Annotated in this window: 20 protein-coding genes and 1 riboswitch; of the genes, 5 read left to right on the top strand and 15 right to left on the bottom strand. The window is 58.5% G+C overall.

Going from position 1 to position 18,547, the window contains the following annotated elements; genetic code table 11:
• Positions 1–31: 31 nt before the first annotated feature.
• Complete coding sequence (locus I6I94_RS03935; protein WP_037232601.1) at positions 32–517, bottom strand: succinate dehydrogenase hydrophobic membrane anchor subunit; 486 nt, start codon at positions 515–517, stop codon at positions 32–34.
• A 3-nt stretch (positions 518–520) separates the two neighbouring features.
• On the bottom strand, positions 521–979 hold the full coding sequence (gene sdhC / locus I6I94_RS03940) for a succinate dehydrogenase, cytochrome b556 subunit (RefSeq protein ID WP_080727397.1): 459 nt from the start codon (positions 977–979) through the stop codon (positions 521–523).
• A 308-nt stretch (positions 980–1,287) separates the two neighbouring features.
• On the opposite strand from sdhC, the gene I6I94_RS03945 reads away from it, so the two are divergent.
• Positions 1,288–2,397: a mannose-1-phosphate guanylyltransferase gene (locus I6I94_RS03945; RefSeq protein ID WP_126854108.1), complete on the top strand. Its 1,110-nt coding sequence runs from the start codon at positions 1,288–1,290 to the stop codon at positions 2,395–2,397.
• Between the two features lie 201 nt (positions 2,398–2,598).
• Here I6I94_RS03945 and I6I94_RS03950 read toward each other — a convergent pair whose 3' ends face one another.
• From I6I94_RS03950 to I6I94_RS03970, 5 genes are all read right to left on the bottom strand, one after another.
• A complete protein-coding gene (locus I6I94_RS03950; protein WP_201620909.1) occupies positions 2,599–3,963 on the bottom strand; it encodes a hypothetical protein in 1,365 nt (454 codons plus the stop codon).
• 163 nt (positions 3,964–4,126) lie between these two features.
• Positions 4,127–4,699: a 2'-5' RNA ligase family protein gene (locus I6I94_RS03955; protein WP_128087514.1), complete on the bottom strand. Its 573-nt coding sequence runs from the start codon at positions 4,697–4,699 to the stop codon at positions 4,127–4,129.
• Positions 4,700–4,742: 43 nt separating this feature from the next.
• Positions 4,743–5,822, bottom strand: a complete 1,080-nt coding sequence (gene trpS, locus I6I94_RS03960) for a tryptophan--tRNA ligase (protein WP_201620910.1) — start codon at positions 5,820–5,822, stop codon at positions 4,743–4,745.
• Between the two features lie 44 nt (positions 5,823–5,866).
• Entirely contained in the window at positions 5,867–6,715 is an 849-nt protein-coding gene (locus I6I94_RS03965) for an exodeoxyribonuclease III (protein ID WP_128087512.1), read from the bottom strand.
• Positions 6,712–7,170, bottom strand: a complete 459-nt coding sequence (locus tag I6I94_RS03970; protein ID WP_236588931.1) for a hypothetical protein — start codon at positions 7,168–7,170, stop codon at positions 6,712–6,714. The genes I6I94_RS03965 and I6I94_RS03970 overlap by 4 nt, the downstream gene beginning before the upstream one ends.
• A gap of 105 nt (positions 7,171–7,275) precedes the next feature.
• Between I6I94_RS03970 and I6I94_RS03975 the strand changes: the two genes are divergently transcribed.
• Entirely contained in the window at positions 7,276–8,145 is an 870-nt protein-coding gene (locus I6I94_RS03975; protein ID WP_023133773.1) for a GntR family transcriptional regulator, read from the top strand.
• A gap of 137 nt (positions 8,146–8,282) precedes the next feature.
• Here I6I94_RS03975 and I6I94_RS03980 read toward each other — a convergent pair whose 3' ends face one another.
• The 5 genes from I6I94_RS03980 to purN form a co-directional block, all read right to left on the bottom strand.
• A complete protein-coding gene (locus I6I94_RS03980) occupies positions 8,283–9,161 on the bottom strand; it encodes a bifunctional methylenetetrahydrofolate dehydrogenase/methenyltetrahydrofolate cyclohydrolase (protein WP_006888049.1) in 879 nt (292 codons plus the stop codon).
• 150 nt (positions 9,162–9,311) lie between these two features.
• Positions 9,312–10,592 carry a serine hydroxymethyltransferase gene (gene glyA, locus I6I94_RS03985; protein WP_128087510.1) on the bottom strand — a complete coding sequence of 427 codons (1,281 nt, stop codon included), beginning with the start codon at positions 10,590–10,592 and terminating at the stop codon, positions 9,312–9,314.
• A 154-nt stretch (positions 10,593–10,746) separates the two neighbouring features.
• Positions 10,747–11,316, bottom strand: coding sequence for a TetR/AcrR family transcriptional regulator (locus I6I94_RS03990; RefSeq protein WP_006888056.1), 570 nt, complete (start codon positions 11,314–11,316; stop codon positions 10,747–10,749).
• Positions 11,317–11,462: 146 nt separating this feature from the next.
• A complete protein-coding gene (gene purH, locus I6I94_RS03995) occupies positions 11,463–13,067 on the bottom strand; it encodes a bifunctional phosphoribosylaminoimidazolecarboxamide formyltransferase/IMP cyclohydrolase (protein WP_128087509.1) in 1,605 nt (534 codons plus the stop codon).
• A gap of 110 nt (positions 13,068–13,177) precedes the next feature.
• Positions 13,178–13,741, bottom strand: coding sequence for a phosphoribosylglycinamide formyltransferase (gene purN, locus I6I94_RS04000; RefSeq protein ID WP_128087508.1), 564 nt, complete (start codon positions 13,739–13,741; stop codon positions 13,178–13,180).
• Between the two features lie 101 nt (positions 13,742–13,842).
• Between purN and I6I94_RS04005 the strand changes: the two genes are divergently transcribed.
• Positions 13,843–14,310, top strand: a complete 468-nt coding sequence (locus I6I94_RS04005) for a hypothetical protein (RefSeq protein ID WP_006888165.1) — start codon at positions 13,843–13,845, stop codon at positions 14,308–14,310.
• Between the two features lie 53 nt (positions 14,311–14,363).
• On the opposite strand, the gene I6I94_RS04010 is transcribed toward I6I94_RS04005, so the two are convergent.
• The 3 genes from I6I94_RS04010 to I6I94_RS04020 form a co-directional block, all read right to left on the bottom strand.
• The gene (locus I6I94_RS04010) at positions 14,364–16,160 is read right to left on the bottom strand and encodes a cell division protein PerM (protein WP_128087507.1); all 1,797 of its coding nucleotides are present in this window, start codon (positions 16,158–16,160) and stop codon (positions 14,364–14,366) included.
• A gap of 94 nt (positions 16,161–16,254) precedes the next feature.
• A complete protein-coding gene (locus I6I94_RS04015; protein WP_128087506.1) occupies positions 16,255–16,689 on the bottom strand; it encodes a PIN domain-containing protein in 435 nt (144 codons plus the stop codon).
• A 5-nt stretch (positions 16,690–16,694) separates the two neighbouring features.
• Positions 16,695–16,916, bottom strand: a complete 222-nt coding sequence (locus I6I94_RS04020; RefSeq protein WP_006888132.1) for a hypothetical protein — start codon at positions 16,914–16,916, stop codon at positions 16,695–16,697.
• 31 nt (positions 16,917–16,947) lie between these two features.
• Positions 16,948–17,085: riboswitch (SAM riboswitch) on the bottom strand.
• Between the two features lie 271 nt (positions 17,086–17,356).
• Between I6I94_RS04020 and I6I94_RS04025 the strand changes: the two genes are divergently transcribed.
• Together I6I94_RS04025 and I6I94_RS04030 are read left to right on the top strand one after the other, a co-directional pair.
• Positions 17,357–17,905 carry a hypothetical protein gene (locus tag I6I94_RS04025; protein WP_128087505.1) on the top strand — a complete coding sequence of 183 codons (549 nt, stop codon included), beginning with the start codon at positions 17,357–17,359 and terminating at the stop codon, positions 17,903–17,905.
• Between the two features lie 289 nt (positions 17,906–18,194).
• Complete coding sequence (locus I6I94_RS04030) at positions 18,195–18,521, top strand: hypothetical protein (protein WP_128087504.1); 327 nt, start codon at positions 18,195–18,197, stop codon at positions 18,519–18,521.
• Positions 18,522–18,547: the final 26 nt, after the last annotated feature.

An 18,547-nucleotide genomic window follows, 5' to 3' on the forward strand; every position in this document is an offset into this window, starting at 1 on the left:
ATCGAAAACTCTGTACGTGTGCTGGCCGTCGTTAGCGGGCGGCGCAGAAGCTGGGCAGCAGGTGGGATGCCGCGCCCGAGGGGCAGGGGTCGAAGGTGAAGATCGTGAGGGTTCCCACCAGAAGCACGAACGCCGAGGCGAGGAACAGAATAATCTTCAGCCACACGCGCACCCGGTCTTTTTCGGCGTAATCATCAATCACCACGCGGATACCGTTGGCGCCGTGCAGCATCGCCAGCCACAGCAGCAGCAGGTCCCAGACCTGCCAGAACGGGTTGGCCCATTTACCGCCCACGAACCCGAAATCAATGGCGTGGATACCTTCCCCCACCATGAGGTTTACAAACAGGTGGCCGAAGATCAGCACCACCAGCAGAACACCTGAGAGGCGCATCCCCAACCAGGCGAACATCTCAAAGTTATTGCGTTTAGAGGAGGAGCGGTTGTACTTGACGCCATCAATCTTGTTATCGCGGATGCGCGGGATGGCAACGCGGGATTTTAGCGGGGTAGCCATGGCTTAGTGACCTCCAATGTGGGCGAAAACGTTCGGCAGGTGGCGTACTGCAAAACCGGCAACAAAAATGACCCACAGCACCAGCACAACCCACAGGATTTTAATGTGGTTGTAGGTTGCTTTCTCGGAGGTCTCAATAATCCCATCCTTGTTTGGCTTCTGAATGTGCTCAACCTTCGAGTTGGTGGCCGGGCCCCAGAAGTCAATGAGGATAATGCGGATACCGTTGAACGCGTGGTAGACAATAGCCGCAACGAGGGCCATCTCCCCCAAACCCATGATGGGGTTCTTGTATAGGCTCAGCACGCTGTTGTATGCCTCAGGGGAGATACGCACCACGGCGGTGTCGAGCACATGAACCAGTAGGAAGAAGAAAATGGCGATACCCGTTACGCGGTGGGCCACCCACGACCACATTCCATAGCGGCCGCGGTATAGGGTGCCCTTAGACATATTCGGCACTGAATAACCTCCTGTAGACCGCTGGAGAGCATCGGGGTCTGTGTGAAACCTCAGCGGGAAGCGCTCCCAGCGACAACCGTGAAATCATATTGTTGCTTACAAGATACCAGGTTCGCGCAGGGCTTATTGACACAATGTCGACTATATTAGACAGGTTAATTAGGTCATATCTCTTTAGCGATATCCTGTTCTGCGGCGAGTTCATGCGGAACTAACCTTAACCTTATGTGATAAAAATCTACTATCAGCAGCTGGCAAAAAGGTTTAAGAAACGAGAACATGACGCATCCCGCGATATTCTGTAATTGATGAATACTACACTTTCGCGTTTTCGACCGTTCATTCCAGCCGGGGGCGTCGGTTCCCGTCTCTGGCCTCTTTCCAGAGCACACGCCCCAAAATTTCTGCTCGATTTAACGGATTCGGGTAGTTCCCTCTTAAGGGAAACATATGACCGACTCATTGATTTGAGCAATGGCTCGCTCATGGTGGTCACTGGGGTCGCCCACGCAAACGCTGTCACTCAGCAGATTCCCGAGCTCCGCGCCGCCGATCTGGTTCTTGAACCCTCCCCGCGCGATTCCGCCGCCGCCATTGGGTTAGCCTGCGCTATCCTGCACCGCCGCGAACCTGATGCGATCATTGGCTCCTTCGCCGCTGATCACGTGATCAGCCCCGTCGACGAGTTCCAACGGGTCGTCATTGAAGCGGTAGAGACCGCCGCGACCGGCAAAATTGTCACCATTGGCATCACCCCCACCCACCCCTCAAGCGCTTTTGGGTATATTCACGCCCGGGAGTCGTTGGGGATTGAGCAGGCACCCCACGCCCTCGCCGTGGATTCTTTCGTTGAGAAGCCTGATGCGGCAACCGCCCAGAAGTACCTGGACTCCGGCGAATACGCCTGGAACGCGGGCATGTTCGTAGCCCCCGCCGAGTTAATGCTCAAACACCTTGCAGCCAACGAGCCCGAACTACATGCGGGTATTATGCAGATTGCTAACGCCTGGGACAGCCCGGAGCGCGAAGACATTATGGAACGAGTGTGGGGCACCCTGCCGAAAACCGCTATTGACTACGCGGTGGCAGAACCCGCAGCCGCAGCAGGCGATGTTGCCATGGTACCCGGCTCATTCAGCTGGGATGATGTGGGAGATTTCGACGCCGTGGCGCGCCTTAACCAGGAGAAAACCGGTGAGGATCTCACCATCCTTGGCGATAACCAGAATGTTCTTAACCAGGGCTGCAGCGGTATTGTCGTCTCAACAACGGACCGTAAAATCTCGGTGATTGGGCTGGACGATATTGTGGTGGTAGACACCGATGACGCACTGCTGGTCGCCCCGCGTTCGCAGGCGCAGAAAGTCAAGGAGGCGGTGAGCGAGCTCAAGGAGCGCGGACTCACCGAGCTGCTCTAAAATCTCACCGGCAAAAGTGCGCGGGGAAAGTATGCCCGGCTAAAGCGTACTCAGTAAAACACGCCCAGGTACCCCCCCCCGAAAAGCAGTGCGGGGTGCCCGCGCGCTTTTGCCAGCGGCACATGCATAAGGCTCCCGTATCGGTCATATCAACCGATGCGGGAGCCTTCAGCTTATTGTGTTCAGTCAGTGCCTTCGCGGCTAATGGCCATGATCGCCCTCATGGCTTTCACCGTGCCCGTGGTCCTGAGTCGGGGCCGGTTTCGAGGATGATGTACCGCTTAGCTCATTTGGAGTCTGCGGCAGCTCAACGCTCACCAGGGTTTTGGGGGCCTTAGCATCTGCAATATTCACCGCGTGCAGCTTTTTCGTTGCCGGGTCGCTCACATAGGCGGTCTTACCATCCACCCACAGGGCCGGGCGCGGATCCTGCCACGTTTCAGATTCGCTCCAGGCATCCATGAGCTGTACCGACCCGAGTTCAGAGCCGGTGGCCGGGTCAAAAATACGCAGTTTACCGTCGGTAGTTAGCAGCAGCGCCTCCCCCTGAGGCCCGCGCCCCAATGACCGGAACGTGTAGCTTACCCCCTGCGGCAGGGAGTATACGGTGCGTTTTTTCGCCACAGTGTCGATAATGGCAAACTTCTCGGGGCGTTCCAGTTTGGCTTCTTTATCGGTCTTATAGTCCGCCAAAACATACTGCGAGTCGGCCGAGCCTGCCTGGTTCCCGGAACGCGAGTACGGGTTTTCAGGGTTGTTCACCTTAGTGAACGTGCCATCCCGGTAAATAAGCGCCCCATCGGTGCACCCAACGGTAATCACACCGTCTTTGGCAATAGCCTCGCCATGAACACCCGGGCATTCTTTATTCTCAGTAATAGTCTTGCCCTGAGCGTCTACCACAGCCGCACCGGTGCGGGTCTTCTCATCCCCTACCGACACTAGGTAATGCCCATCCGGCAGCGGAATGGCGAACCCGTGATGCGGTGCGGGCAGTTTCACCTGCTGGGTTTTCAGCTCGGAGGCGGTGCGTTTATTCACGGTCAAGTCGGAGGGACTATACACCTCGAAGGTGCCGGTGCCATCGGCAAAAGCGGCGCTCTTACCATTATCGGTGATCACATGCCCGGTATGATCCGCAGCCAACGACAGGGAGCTGAGGGTGGGGGTAGTCGTGTAGTAGTGCGAGTGGTCCCCGTGCGGCACCGACCATGCCCCCGTGTCTAAGAACGCGTAACTGTTGCCATCAGCAACCACGAGGTGACGGTTATCCCCGGCGGGGGTAAGACGCAGGAACCCGTCTTTTTTAATGTCCTGCAGCAGCTTCATATCTTTAGCGTCGTATACGAGTACGCCGCCGTCATAGGTGATAGCTACACGACTGGAGGGGCCTTTGCTTTCGACGATGGGGGCTGCGGAGGCACTGGCGCTTGCCGATGAGCTTTCCGAGCTGGAGGCACTGGTACTAGTGGAGCTAGCACCTGAGGAGCATCCGCTAACTACCAGGGTAAACAGCGCCCCGAAACAACTAAGGGATGTTAAAAATTTTGTACGTGTGTTGCGCATGTGAACCACCATAACATAAATGAGAACCATTCTTCTAAACGGTTATACAGTGGTCCACCTCTCTCATAAATGGCTGTAGGGTAAGGCACCAAAAAGGCACGGGCGCATGCGCCCGTGCCTGACTAATATATTTCCGCTCTTTACGCCACGTTCTAAGAAGCCGTTATTCTATGGCCAGGTCAATACTTCCCAGCAGTTCCCACTCCGCCCCGTCATAGGTGTAGGCGTGCAACGCATCCACCGCGAAAGAACGCTCAGCAGCAGGAAGCGCATCAAAAACAGTTTTTGCTTCAGCCACCTGCCCGGGGCACAAGTTCTGGCCCAGCGTAATATGCGGCACGTACGGGAACGGCGTGGCACACTCCCCCAGCTCCCGCACGCACACCTGATGAAGCTGGTGCAGCGCATCCGCGCCGTAGTCAATCGACAGGTAATCCACCTCAGTCACCGGGCGGAAAGTACTCACCCCACCCACCTGCAGTCTGACCGTGCCGGTATCACCCAGGGCTTGCGCAAACTTTACCGACCGCAACCCGGCCTCAACCTGCTCGCTGAGCTGCCCCACATACACGGTCACGTGTGCGCTGAGCCCCACGGCGATGTCCTGCTCACGCTTCCACCCCAGCAGGCGGGATGCCAAGGGGTCGGGCACATGCGCAATAAGGCTCAGGTAGCGCTGCCCCTCTTTCAGCGTCGGTGAGGGACGCCTCAAGCTGGCGGTGTATTCGGCGGTCACGGTCGGGCTCCTTCGGTTTCTGACGTATTAACCGGTTGCGTGGTTAGCCGCGTAGCGCGGGCAGGAATCCCACGCGGTCATAAACATTCTCAAGGGTAACGGTCGCTATCTCACGCGCCTTCTGCGCCCCAATAGCCAGCAGACGATCCAGCTCAGCGGGGTCTGCCACAAGTTCAAGGGTGCGTTCACGCATAGGCGATAGCTTCTCAACTGCCACCTCAGCCAGATCGACTTTCAGATGGCCGTACATTTTCCCCTCGTACCGGGCAATAATCGCGTCAATGCTCTCACCGGTCAGTGCAGAGTAGATCGACAGCAGGTTCGACACACCGGGTTTCGTCTCACGATCGTAGGCGATCACGGAACCATCATCAGTGACGGCGGATTTGATTTTCTTCGTGGTGGTTTTAGCGTCATCCAGTATTTTAATGAGGCCCTTCTCCGTTGTTGCCGACTTCGACATTTTTGAGGTGGGCTCCTGCAAATCGTAAATCTTTGCGGTCTCTTTCAGAATCGCCGGTTCGGGCACCACAAACGTCTCCCCAAACCGCGAGTTAAACCGCTGCGCCAGGTTACGAGTGAGCTCAAGGTGCTGGCGCTGATCCTCACCCACAGGCACCGCATCCGCCTGGTACAGCAGAATATCCGCAGCCATGAGCACCGGGTAGGTGAACAGCCCCACCGAGGCGTTGTCGGTCCCCTGTTTCTGCGCTTTGTCTTTGAACTGGGTCATGCGGGATGCCTCACCGTAGCCGGTAATGCAGTTCAGCACCCACGCCAGCTGGGCGTGCTCAGGCACATGGGACTGCACAAAGAACGGGGACCGCGCGGGGTCGATGCCAGCAGCAATGTACTGCGCGGCGGTCACGCGGGTGCGCTCACGCAGCGCCGCTGGGTCCTGCGGAACCGTAATCGCGTGCATATCGGGGATGAAGAACAGGCATTCGTTCTTCGGGTCTTCCTGCATTTTCACCCAGTTACCGACCGCACCAATATAGTTGCCCAAGTGCAGGGAATCCGCTGAGGGCTGCGCCCCCGAAAACACGCGGGTGCGTCCTGCAGACGCGTTGGGGATATTGGTTGTATGAGGCGTGGCGCCCTCAGGCAGGTTTTCCATGGTCATCCTTGTAGCTTTCTGGGGTGAAAATGCGGGGTTCGGGTACAGGGTTAGAGCTGGTAGTCTACCACCAGCGGCGCGTGATCGCTGAACCGCTCATCGTAGGAGGCGGCACGATCAACCGTCGCTTCCACGGCTTTCGCGGCGAGCGCTGGGGTAGCCATATGGTAGTCGATGCGCCACCCGGCGTCATTATCGAAGGCTTTGCCGCGGTAGGACCACCAGGTGTAGGGCCCGGGCACTTCACCTGCGAGTTTACGCGCCACGTCCTCATAGCCGATGTCGCCGAAGAATTTATCGAAGTATGCGCGTTCTTCGGGCAGGAACCCGGCGCGTTTCTGGTTTGCTTTCCAGTTTTTAATGTCGAGCTCGGTGTGCCCCACGTTGAGGTCTCCCACGATGAGCACGTGATCTGAGTGCTGAGCGAGTTCGGGCAGGCGCACGAGCATACGGTCGAGAAAGCGGTATTTGTCATCCTGGCGGGGTGTTCCAACCTCGCCGGAGTGCACGTAGGCGCTTACGACGGTGAGGGTTTCGCCGGTGGGCAGGGTGTAGTCCGCCTCAACCCAGCGGCCAGCGTCCGCGAAATAGTCGTCGCCGATCGTGGAGCGGGTGGCGACAGGCTGGTTCTTCAGAAGCTCACCGTTCGCGTTGGGGTGTTTGCGGGTTGCCACCAGCACCCCGGCGCGTCCTTTGGCGGCGGCTTCGGCGTGCAGAATATGCCAGTCGTCTTCGTTGAGAAGTTCGCGCACGATCGTATCGGGGGCACGAACCTCCTGCAGGCAGAGAATATCAACGTCGCGGCCAGCGAGCCATGTGGCCATATCTTTCCGGTAGGCGGCACGAATACCGTTGACGTTTACGCTGGCGACGCGCAGAGTTTTAGCGGCGCGACTCATTCTTCACCCCTCATTTCGTCGTTGACCATTCCCATCCCGTTGGATGCTGTGGTGTTAATAGTATCCAGCGCACGCTCAATCATGGCGCGGGACTGTTCCCCGTCTTCGTTCAGGTATTTGCTGATTTCTCGGGACTGTACCAGTACAATCTGAAAACTATGTGACAGTTTATCGGCGAGCATCCCATCCTGCTCCTCAGCGCGAGCGTGTGCCAGCGCCTTATAGCTGGCACGATTCGCCCGTACCGCGGAGAGAACCCCCACCACCAGGTAGCATGCCAGCCCCAGCCACCCAAGAATCAGCCCGGCAAGTACCCAGCCGAGCACGGAATCGGCGGCTGCGATGGCGGCACCCAACAGCACCACAAGGATGAGCATACCCGCCCCCGCACCGATCATGGCTTTACGTTCAGATGCCTGTGAGGCAGCATCGGGGTGAGCGTCGTGTGTGAGCATAGTATTCATTATGCCAGGAATGCACCGGTGCATCCGGTTCGGGCAGCAATTTTTGTCGTGATGCTGTACGGGTAAATATTTGCCCGGGAGGGTAGACTATGTTTTATGATCCCGATTAACCCTTCCGGCAGCAGCTTTGACGCCAACGAAACCCTCGGCGCAGGCAGAGACCCCCACGACAGCGAAACCACACACCCGGTGGATGAGGCTGAGCACCCTGTACACCCCGACGAGGCGGGCCTGCTGGCTCAGGCACTGCCGCCCGTGCCCGGGCCGAAGTATGAGCAGGTGATTCGTCTGCTGGAGCAGCGCTACATTATCCCCGGCAGCCCCGGCGATAAGCTGCCCACTGAGCGGGCGTTGCAGCTGCAGTTTGGGGTGAGCCGTCAGACGGTGCGTAATGCCCTCAAATACCTGCTTGATAAGGGCCTGATCTACAACCAGCAGGGTTCCGGCACGTATGTGGCGGACCATTCACAGGCCAGCTTTATCCCGCGTATCTGCTCGTACGCTGAAGATATGAGCCGCCGCGGCATGGAGTCGTCTACGCGCATGATCGCTACCCGCTGGGTTGAGGCTGATGAGAGGATTTCTTCTAATCTGCTGGTGCCGGTCGGTTCACAGGTGCTGTATGCGCGGCGGTTACGGCTGGCCAATGGCACCCCGATCGGCTTTGAGCGGGTCTACCTGGTGCCTGATGCCGCCAGCACGGTGCTGGATCCGACGGTGTCGCAGGCGTTTGCGGGAGGTTCCCCGCAGGAGGAAGGCTCGGAGTACACGGTGGAGCACGGGCGGATGCGCATTGAGGCGTCCCTGTTCTCGGAGCAGGATGCCGCAGATTTTAATGGCTTCCCCACGGTGGGTGCCGCTGCGCTGCAGGTGACGCTCACCGGCTACACCGGTGAAGGCGAACCGGTAGAGTACAGCGTGACCCTCTATGAGTCCGCAGCGTATTTTTACGAGATGATTCTTTAGCTTCTTCGCAGCCGCAGCTTGTAGGCGGCAGAGCCCTCACACACGTTGTTCCTGCGTAACACCCGTTACCGGGGGCTGTGTACCCCGGCCGTGGGAGTATTACGCAGGAACAACTGTTGAGTGATGCGGCGAGGCAGTTAGCCTGCCTGACGTTCTGCGGTCTCCACAACGTTAACGAGCAGCTCCGCGCGGGTCATGGGGCCCACGCCACCGGGGTTCGGGGACACCCAGGACGCCTTCGCGGCTGCCTCGGGGGAAACGTCACCGAAGAGTTTCTTCTTACCGGTTTCGGGGTCTTCGGCGCGGGAGACGCCTACATCCAGCAGGATTGCACCGTCCTTCACCTGGTCCGCTTTGAGCACATGCGGCACACCCACGGCGGCGACAATAACATCCGCCTGGCGCAGCACCTCGTCAAGGTTCTGGGTACCGGTGTGCGCCAGGGTTGCGGTGGCGTTGATTTCGCGGCGGGTCAGCAGCAGCCCCAGCGGGCGGCCCACGGTAATACCGCGTCCAAGCACCACCACGTTCTTACCGTTCCAGTCGATGCCGTGGCGCTTCACCAGCTCAATCACGCCGTTGGGGGTGCACGGCAGGGGCGAGTCCAGAGGCTCTGAGACGTTCAGCACCAGCTTGCCGAGGTTGGTGGGGTGCAGCCCGTCTGCGTCTTTCTCGGGCGCGATCTTCTCCAAAATACGGTTAGTGTCCAGGTGCTTAGGCAGGGGAAGCTGCACAATGTAGCTGGTGCAGGCGGGGTCGTGATTGAGCTTATCAATCTCGGCCTCAAGCTGTTCCTGGGTGATGTCTGCGGGCAAATCCACGCGGATCGAGTTAATACCGATCTCGGCGCAGTCGCGGTGCTTGGCGCCCACATAGGAGTGGGAGGCGGGGTCGTCCCCCACGAGTACTGTTCCCAGACCGGGGGTGATGCCGCGAGCTTTAAGCGCCTCAACGCGCTCAGTCAGCTCATTCTTAATGGCCGCGGCGGTGGCTTTGCCGTCGAGAATCTGTGGCATGATGAGTTCCTTCCTCGGTGTTATACACCAGCCTGCAGGCCGGTGCCTTGGTTATTTGTTCCGTCCCGGGTGACTCCGGGGCGAGCTGGTTGTGTGTGCGTGCTCAAAGACCCCACCCGGCGAGTTGCCGTGGCGGGGTCTTTAAGAGGTCTACCAGTTTTCGCTTCCCACGTAGAGCGGGTACTTTTCGCACAGTACGCTCACGCGCTGACGCAGGGCCGCAATATCGTGCTGCGGCAGCAGCACTGAGGCAATAATATCGGCGACCTCGGTAAAGCCTGCCGCGTCAAAACCGCGGGTTGCCAGGGCTGAGGTGCCGATACGCAGCCCGGAGGTCACCAGCGGCGGGCGGGGATCGTTCGGCACCGCGTTGCGGTTAACGGTAATACCTGCATCGTGCAGCAGGTCTTCCGCCTCTTTACCGGTGAGCTCGTGGTGGCGCAGATCGACCAGCACCAGGTGAACGTCGGTGCCGTCGGTGGCGATGGAAACGCCCGCATCGCGCATATCCTGGCGGGTCAGGCGCTCAGCCAGGATGCGCGCCCCCTCAATTGTGCGCTTCTGGCGGTCTTTGAACTCTTCAGTTGCGGCGATCTTGAAGGCGGTCGCTTTCGCGGCAATCACGTGCATGAGCGGGCCGCCCTGCTGCCCGGGGAATACCGCCGAGTCGATCTTTTTCTTAAGCTCTTCGGTGCACAGGATAAACCCGGAGCGGGGGCCGCCTAGGGTCTTGTGCACGGTCGAGGAAACCACGTGGGCGTGCGGCACCGGGTTGGGGTGCAGGCCCGCCGCCACCAGACCGGCGAAATGAGCCATATCAACCCACAGGTAGGCGCCGACCTCATCGGCGATCTCACGGAATTTCGCGAAATCCAGCTGGCGGGGGTATGCCGACCACCCGGCAATAATAACCTTGGGGCGCTCAGCGAGCGCAAGCTGCCGCACCTGCTCCATATCAACCCGACCGTCGTCGCCCACCTCATAGGCGACAACTTCATAGAGCTTACCCGAGACGTTCAGTTTCATACCGTGCGAGAGGTGCCCGCCGTGCGCCAGTGAAAGGCCCATAATCTTCTCACCGGGGTTCAGCAGGGCGTGCATGACGGCGTTATTCGCCTGGGCGCCGGAGTGGGGCTGCACGTTGGCGTGCTCGGCACCGAAAAGTTCCTTGACCCGCTTAATAGCCAGGTCTTCAACAATATCGACGAATTCGCAACCGCCGTAGTAGCGGCGGCCCGGGTAGCCTTCCGCGTACTTATTGGTCAGCACCGACCCCTGCCCCTGGAGTACGGCACGCGGCACGAAGTTCTCGGAGGCGATCATTTCCAGGGTGTTCTGCTGGCGCTTACGCTCCAAATCGAGTGCTTCGGCGACCTCGGGGTCAAGCTCGGCGAGGGGGACCTCAAGGGTCACGGTTGCGCGTTCGGTCATGCTTTTTCTCCTAGGGGTGCGGTGCTGTGCACCACTGTCTAGATATTTATGATGTGCCTCTCATAGTACCGGATAGCGGGCGCATCAGCAGATAATATTGCGGGTGTATTCACGGTGTGGGCATTGGTTTCGCGCCTGCACCGGGTACATATGTTTATGACTGGGTGAGAATAGCGGAGGCGTATTCAAGATATGCGTCGCGTTTTTCTTTCCCCAGAAGCTGGGTTTGCACCACATACCCCGTCAGTACGGACAGCACCGCCGCGCCAATAACATCAAGCCACCCGTCGAGTTCTTCTTCGGTGAAGTCTAGTTCGCGTGAACCCCATTCACGGTAGCGGTCAAGTGCCATATCGCGCAGGTCGGTGAGCTGTTCCGTGACGACGGCGGAAATATCGGGGGATGAGACAGCCTCACCCCAGGTGGCCAGCAGGAACCTGCGGGTTTTGGTGGCATCCAGCAGCCGCAGACACCCCAGCACATAGTCCCAGGGCTTATCGGCGCGTACCCGCGTGAAGGGGGCTAAATCCAGGCGTGCCGCCTCAAGCATAATGTCGTTTTTAGATCCGAAGTGGTTATAGATTGCGCCCGCCGAGAGCCCCGTGGCGGCGATAATCTCGTTCATCGAAGTTTTCTGGTAGCCATGCTTAATGAAACACTCGCGAGCTACGTCAATAATCTGCGAGCGCCGATTCTTTTTGTATTCTTCGCTGACTTTAGGCACGTCTTAATCCTATCGAATCTGAGGGCGCATTGTGGGTTATCGCCACAAAGCGCACTTTATATGATATGACTCACATAAAGTGCGCTTCGTTATTGTTGCGGCTTGACCCGGTTTTTACCCCAGTATGGCGCGGGAAACGTCAAAGATTAGTGGAAGAAGTGGCGGGTTCCGGTCAGGTACATGGTGACGCCCGCATCCTTCGCGGCCTGAATCACTTCGTCATCACGGATCGAGCCGCCGGGGTGCACGACCGCGCGGATACCGGCGTCGAGAAGAACCTGCAGGCCGTCTGCGAAGGGGAAGAAAGCGTCGGATGCGGCAACCGCACCGCGGGCACGCTCCTGGCCTTCTCCGCCGAGTGTATTGGCGCGCTCAACCGAGAGTTTGCACGAATCCACGCGGTTAACCTGCCCCATGCCGATACCCACGGCGGCACCATTATGGGCGAGCATAATCGCATTCGATTTGGGGGCACGCAGGGCGCGCCACGCGAATTCAAGATCTCGCAGAGTGGTCTCGTCGGCAGGTTCACCGGCGACCAGCCGCCAATTCTGCGGGTTATCACCCTCGGCGTTAAGTCGGTCGGCTTCCTGGAAGAGCGCGCCGCCGGAAATCGAGCGGTACTCGATAGTCTCACGCCCGAACCCGTCGGGAAGTACCAGCAGGCGCAGGTTTTTCTTGGTTTCCAGGATTTCGAGGGCTTCCGGTTCGTATCCGGGTGCCACGATAACCTCGGTGAAAATATCTTTAACGGCCTGCGCCATATCCTTGGTGACCGGGCGGTTCGCGGCAATCACGCCGCCATAGGCGGACAGCGGATCGCAGGCGTGAGCCTTAGCGTGCGCATCGGCAATCGGGTCTGCGGCATCAGGGCTTGCAACTGCAATACCGCAGGGGTTGTTGTGCTTGATGATGGCGACGGCGGGCTCGTCAAAATCGTAGGCTGCGCGCAGGGCTGCGTCGGCATCCACATAGTTGTTGTAGCTCATCGCCTTGCCGTGGATCTGCTCAGCCTGGGCGATACCGGGGGCTGCTGCGGGGTCTACATACAGAGCCGCACGCTGATGCGGATTCTCGCCATAGCGCAGGGTCTCGCTGCGTTCAAAGCCCAAACCGGCGTACGGGGGCCAGAAGTTAGCGTCTTCATCCTGCTGGAACTGCGCGGCGGTCCAGGTAGCGACGGCGGTATCGTAGGCGGCAGTATGGGCGAAGGCGCCAGCAGCCAGGCGGCGGCGCTCCTCCAGGGAGAACCCGCCGTTTTGAGCGGCGGTTACGGTACGCTCGTAGTCTTTGGGGTCTACGACGATGGCGACCGCATCGTGATTCTTCGCGGCGGCGCGCACCATTGAGGGGCCGCCGATATCGATTTTCTCGATAATAGCGTCTTGGTCGGCGCCGGATGCCACGGTCTCTGCGAAGGGGTACAGGTTCACGACCACCAGGTCGAAGGGCTCAACGTCGAGCTCGTTAAGGGTGTCGATATGCTCCTGCTTGCGGCGGTCGGCCAAAATACCGGCGTGGATGCGCGGGTGCAGGGTCTTCACGCGGCCCTCCAGGCACTCGGGGAAGTTGGTAACCTCGGTGACTTCGGTGACGGGCACACCGGCGGCGGCGATCGTGGATGCGGTCGAACCGGTAGACACCAGCTTCACGCCCGCCTCGTGCAGACCGCGGGCGAACTCCGCCAGATTAGTCTTGTCGTACACGGAAATGAGGGCGCGGCGCAGGGGCAGACGATCGAGCTTCTTCATAGACACTAATTACTCCGTTGCTTCTTGCTCGGTGAATGGGTGGTACCCCGTGGCGGGGTATTAATACTGCCCGCATACGCCGGGATGCGGCGCCGTGCGGGCAGGAAGTTCTAGGGGTTTTGGGGGTTAGGAAGTGCGGCGAATTCTGCGAGGGTCCGCACCAAGAGCCAGCGTTCCTGCACCTTGATGCGCTCATGCAGGCTTTCTTCGGTGTCACCAGCCTCGACGGGCACCGCAGCCTGGGCGATAATCGTGCCGGTATCAACCCCGGAATCCACGAAATGAACCGTCAGCCCGGTGATTTTAACGCCGTGGGCGAGCGCATCCCGCACACCGTGCGCCCCGGGGAATGCGGGCAGCAACGCGGGGTGAGTGTTAATAATCCGGTTCTCGAAGCGGGCGACCAGCTGCGCATCCACAATACGCATGAACCCGGCGAATACAACGTAATCGGGGGTGTAGGAGGCGATTTTCTCTTCGAGAGCGCGGTTCCATTGCTCACGGTCAGCATAGTCTGCCGGTTCGATCAGAAAGGTTTCAACCCCGGCTGCGGCGGCTCGATCAAGACCAGTACAGGGCTTATCAGCGCCTACGGCGGCGATCTCTGCATTCAGCTCGCCCGCCTTCACGGCGTCGAGAATAGCTTGCAGGTTAGTACCGGACCCGGAGACCATTATCACAATTCGCACAGCAATAGTTTAGCGCACCGCCACAGGGGCATGTAGGATACGCGCCCAGCGAAAACACCACCGGAAGAAGCAGTACCCTTAAGGGTATGCAGAACCCGCCCCAGCCAACTAAGCAGCCCACGGCCCCTCAACACCCGAACCGTCTGGGGGCGCCTCAGCCGCCAGACCCCGAAGAACGCCGCCGCACCGTAATGCGCATCGCCCGAGCCCAGGGTTTAGCCGTTGTCTCCACCTTCCTGGGGCTGGTGTGCCTGACCTACCCCATGCCGTTTTTCCTTTTGGCGCCCGTGGTGCTGCTGGCGGGTTTGGCGCTCAATATTGTGGTGATTGTGCGCACCGCGCTCACACGCTCCCCCATTGTGTTCTATGTTCTGGCCAGCTTCGGGATTCTGACCGAGTTTTTCCTGCTCATCATGTGCCTGGTAATGCTGATCTCCCCCGCGTACTGGGAGTACCGGGACTGTCTGCACCAGTCATTGACCGTTAGCGACCAGCAGACCTGCCAGGACACCTATTACCGGCAGGCCACCCAGCTGGGCACTCAATCCCCGTAGCCTCCTTCCGGGGTATCCCCCGGAGCGGAGAACCAATGGCACCATGAGCCCGCCTAGCTCTTGTGGTGACCCTTGTCTTTATGGCGGCCCAAGATGCGGTTCATTGCGGCCATCGGTGAACTATGCGGGTGGTTTTGGTCACCGGATTCACCGGCCTCTTCGTCCCGCACCGGCTCTATGACCTCGGTTGTTTCTGCAGCATCATGAGCCGAATAATCAACCTCAAACAGTTTTTTCTTGGGTTCGGCGCTGGGCTCGGCGACGGCGTCCTCAACCGTCGCAGCGGCCTTACTCTCCTGCTCGGGGACCTCTTCATCGGTGCTGGCCGCTTTGCCTGCCGGCTGCCCACCGGTAGCAGGTTCATCGTTGGCAGAGGGGCGGGAAGCGGTATCAGATTCGTCCCCGAAAAGAGCCCAGCTGCGCCGGGTTTTCGGGCGCGGGTTGTCGGCGCGCGGCTCGTGGCTATCCGTTGCGGAATCCTGCCGGGCTACATCGCGGGTTTTATGCGCCCCAAACCCGAAGTAGGCGTTGACGCGCTCGCTTACCGCTGGTTTCTCGTCGGCAAAGCGTGAGAGCTCCCGGCTGCTGTCAGAGACAAATAGGCGCGATATCATGTTCCCCGCTGCGGTACCGGCACCAACCAGGATCATGGTGTACATTGCGAATTTAGCGGGGTGCGGCCCGATCTCGGTGAACGGCCCGGCCCCTAGCGACCCGCTGGACAGCCAGCCCAGTATGAACGATACGAAGCCGGTGAACACCCCAACGAGCACCCCCAGCCCTATCGCGGATACTGGCAGGGAAAGAGCGCGCACCCGGATTTTGAGGGCCACCCACTCGTCAAAGTGGTCTTCACCTTCGCGCAAGAACCACAGCCCGGCCAAAAATCCTGCCCCCACCGGCACAATAAGCGCCCCGTACCCGATGAGCCCAAGGTTCTGGGGTATGGCTCCGACCGAGGGGAACAGGGGCAGCGCCTGTACGGTTGAATGCGCCAGCCCCACGTTCGTTCCCGCCCCGAATGACAGCCCGGAACCGGTGGACCAAGCCATGGAGTGCATGACCATATTGGGGATATACCCCAGCTGCAGCATGGTGACCGCGAAATCCCCCACCGCCCCGGCGTGCAGGCTCTGGTAGATGCTCACAATCCGCGCCCAGTTCACCATAATTGAGGCGAACAGCAGCAGCGCCCCGCCTGCTACGAAGGCGACAACGGCAACCGCGGATGCCCGCACCACCGCCCACGCGTAGGATCCAGCCCAGCGGGAATACTGGCTCATGCGGGAGATTTGTTCAGCTGTATCAACCCCGACCATGCGGGCCAGTGACCGCGCCTCATAGTAGCCGCCCCAGATAAGCCCCGTCAGCACGAATCCCAGCGGTATGAGAGCCGCCGCGAGCAGGCTGAGTGGGTTGTGTTCGGCGCTGGCGTAAGCGAAGGCGCCCGCAGAGAGCAGGCTGTAGGTGGCTGCCCCCGCCCCCACCGGGATAAAGAACTCCCCCTCGTAGGAGGCGCGGGCCAGCCGCCGCCCCGCCCTGAAGCACAGCAGCACCGGGGCGATACTGAGCCCCAATGGTATGAACGTCATGAGCCCGTGCGGCGCGGCGGGCCCGAATGCTTGGGAAAGATGCAGCGGAACCCCGTGGATGAGCAGCCACAGGTGCACCGACAGGCGGGAAAGCGCCGCAATATCGACGCTGTCGAAACCGTTATTAAGCCAGACGGCCAGCAGCAGCACGAATACCGCACCGAATGAGATGAGGGCGGTGATGAGCATTTCAACCGCGCCCTGCATCCACAGGGGCATGGGGACCGAGTACCGTGAGAAGGGGGAGAAGCTTTTCATTATCCTTCAATCATGCCATGAATCTTAGTCAAGCCCCATTACGCCCCTATATCTGGCCTGGGCCGGCCCCCGCACGGTATGTGTTTTCGCCGCTCTATTCCTCGGTCCAGGGGTTGGTGGCAACCGCTTCCCACCTGCGGTACACCTCGGCTTTAGAAGAGACAATTTCAAGGTTATAGGCTCGGGCACTGGCACAGATCAGGCCCTCTAAGGCGGCAGTTGGCAGCGGCGCGGCGTCGGCTCTGCCCACACTGTGGTAGCCGATTGGGGCGTTACGTCCGGCCCATTCCAGGCTGACTTTCGCGTCAATAGTAATCACGTGATCCGCGAATCGTTCCAGGAGCTCAGCAATCCACCGGTCGGTCTCCGGGTAGGGGTAGAGGCCTTTAAGTTCGCCCACGCTCAGCACGGAAATGTACATGTGCCTCCAGGCGCGGCGGCGCAGAAAAGCGACGACCCTGGGGTCTGGGGTGGCTTTGCGTATTTCGGCGAGCACATCCGAATCGAGGAGTATGCCTGAGGTTTTCATACGCTCTATGCTACGCGCAAACCAGCATATTCAACGGCGGGGATGCCTTCGGGGTTGGGCAGCAGCAGAAAGTTGAGGAATTCATCGCGTTGGGATGAGATACGCGTGTAGTCTTGGATGCTCACCGCGGTGTACCCTCCGCGTGCTGGCACTGCGGCGGCGCGCAGTTTTTCCTGGTAGGTGCGGGTGGGGGTGAGGTGATTAGATGCTGCAGAGCTGTTGTACATTGACAACCATGCGCCGATGCGCGTTCCTTTCGCGTTGCTCTTGCCTGTACCGGTTGCCGACCCGCGTGTGCGGGGCGGTGAATACAAACCGCTTCGTCATCCGAGCCACCCGTGAACATGGGGTTGGCGTTCGACCATAGTCGGAGCTTATCAGTCGAAACTCTTGAAGCTGAGTACAGCTTACAGCAGATTCCGCGCGGCTGTAAACGACCACCCCAAGGAAGCTATAGTGATTTACATTACATACAAAGTGTTCTGTTTCTTTTGCTATACGCCAAGAGGAGGCCCTTCTCCCCCGTTTTCTGTCCGTATGATGAGTAGGGGCTGGTAGCTCTATCACCCCACACGTTTGCAGAAACAGCTGTGGATATGGGGTGGGCACCCGTACCCCGGAAAGACTAAAAGTAAATAGGTAATATTAGGAGACTTGAGGTATTGGAATGAAGCAACCGTATGAGATAAGTTCTGATTTTTTCAAAAAGATGACATCTTCCGGCTGGTATTTTGAACGAGATGTGCTGCTTGAAAAATTACCGCCTCACCTGGAAGAGCTGCCTGATCTGGTGAAGAAATTTTTGCGGGAGATATGGTATATCTCAGTAGCCAAGGATATGTACATTCCGGTTGAATATGAAATGTTTATGTTTGACAATGAGGTTTATACTTTTGGGGAAACAACCCAAGAATTAATAGATTACTCGTTAGAGGAAAATAGCTCGGACTACTTCTGCCCACATCTCATTGATAAAAAGATAAGAAATTTTGGTTTTAAAGAGGGTCGAGATATTTTAATTGATGAGCTGGGAAGAATCTATGAGATCCCCGATTCCGGCGATATTTATTATGTTGGAGGTAAGTTTTACGAGGGGCTTTATAATCTAATATATTCACGGGGAGAATCCTATATTGTAAGTGACACTGGTGAGCTATTTAAAGAGACACAAGAAGGCATCATGTCAGCCAATATGAATATTGAGGATATTGAGTAGCAAGCGCATGGGATAGCCCGTGCGGACCGCTCTTCGCACCAACGGGCGGTCACTGGTCGCGTGCACTATTCTTGTGGTTGCACAGCACCCCAAGCTGACAGCCACCTATCTCTCCTACTTTACTTTTTAAGTATTTCACCCGTATGCAATACTTTCACTGTCTTCTCGCCAGTTAAGAATTCCAAATTTCATAGTGGACGGACGGGGCAGCACCTTATAGGCTGGGATTTTAAGGGACTATTTCTACCTTTATTTCAGTAAAGATTCGGCAGAAAGCTGGGTGCTATATATGAAGCTCACCCTACGTATTATCGGAATAGCAGCCCTTATATTCCTAGGTGCTGGCGTTATTCTATTTGTCCTTGGGGGCTGGGGGTCGCTGGTGGAATACCATGCTTTTGAGTGGCGCAGTATTGACGCCGGAGGGACAAGCCCGCTGGTGCGAGCAACTACTGACCTTAGCTACCGGTGCCTGGGCATTGGTATCCCCCTAGGGGTTATTGCTGCGCTTCTAAAAATCATTACCTCCGTGCGTGAAGACAAGAAAATACGGGAAGAACAGCTCAGGCGACTCAGGGCAGATCAGCACAAGCAGCCGCCCGAAAAGCAGCAGTGACGAAAACAGCCTCAAGGCTTTGACAC

This window comes from Rothia aeria (genome assembly GCF_016726365.1).
GTDB lineage: Bacteria > Actinomycetota > Actinomycetes > Actinomycetales > Micrococcaceae > Rothia > Rothia aeria.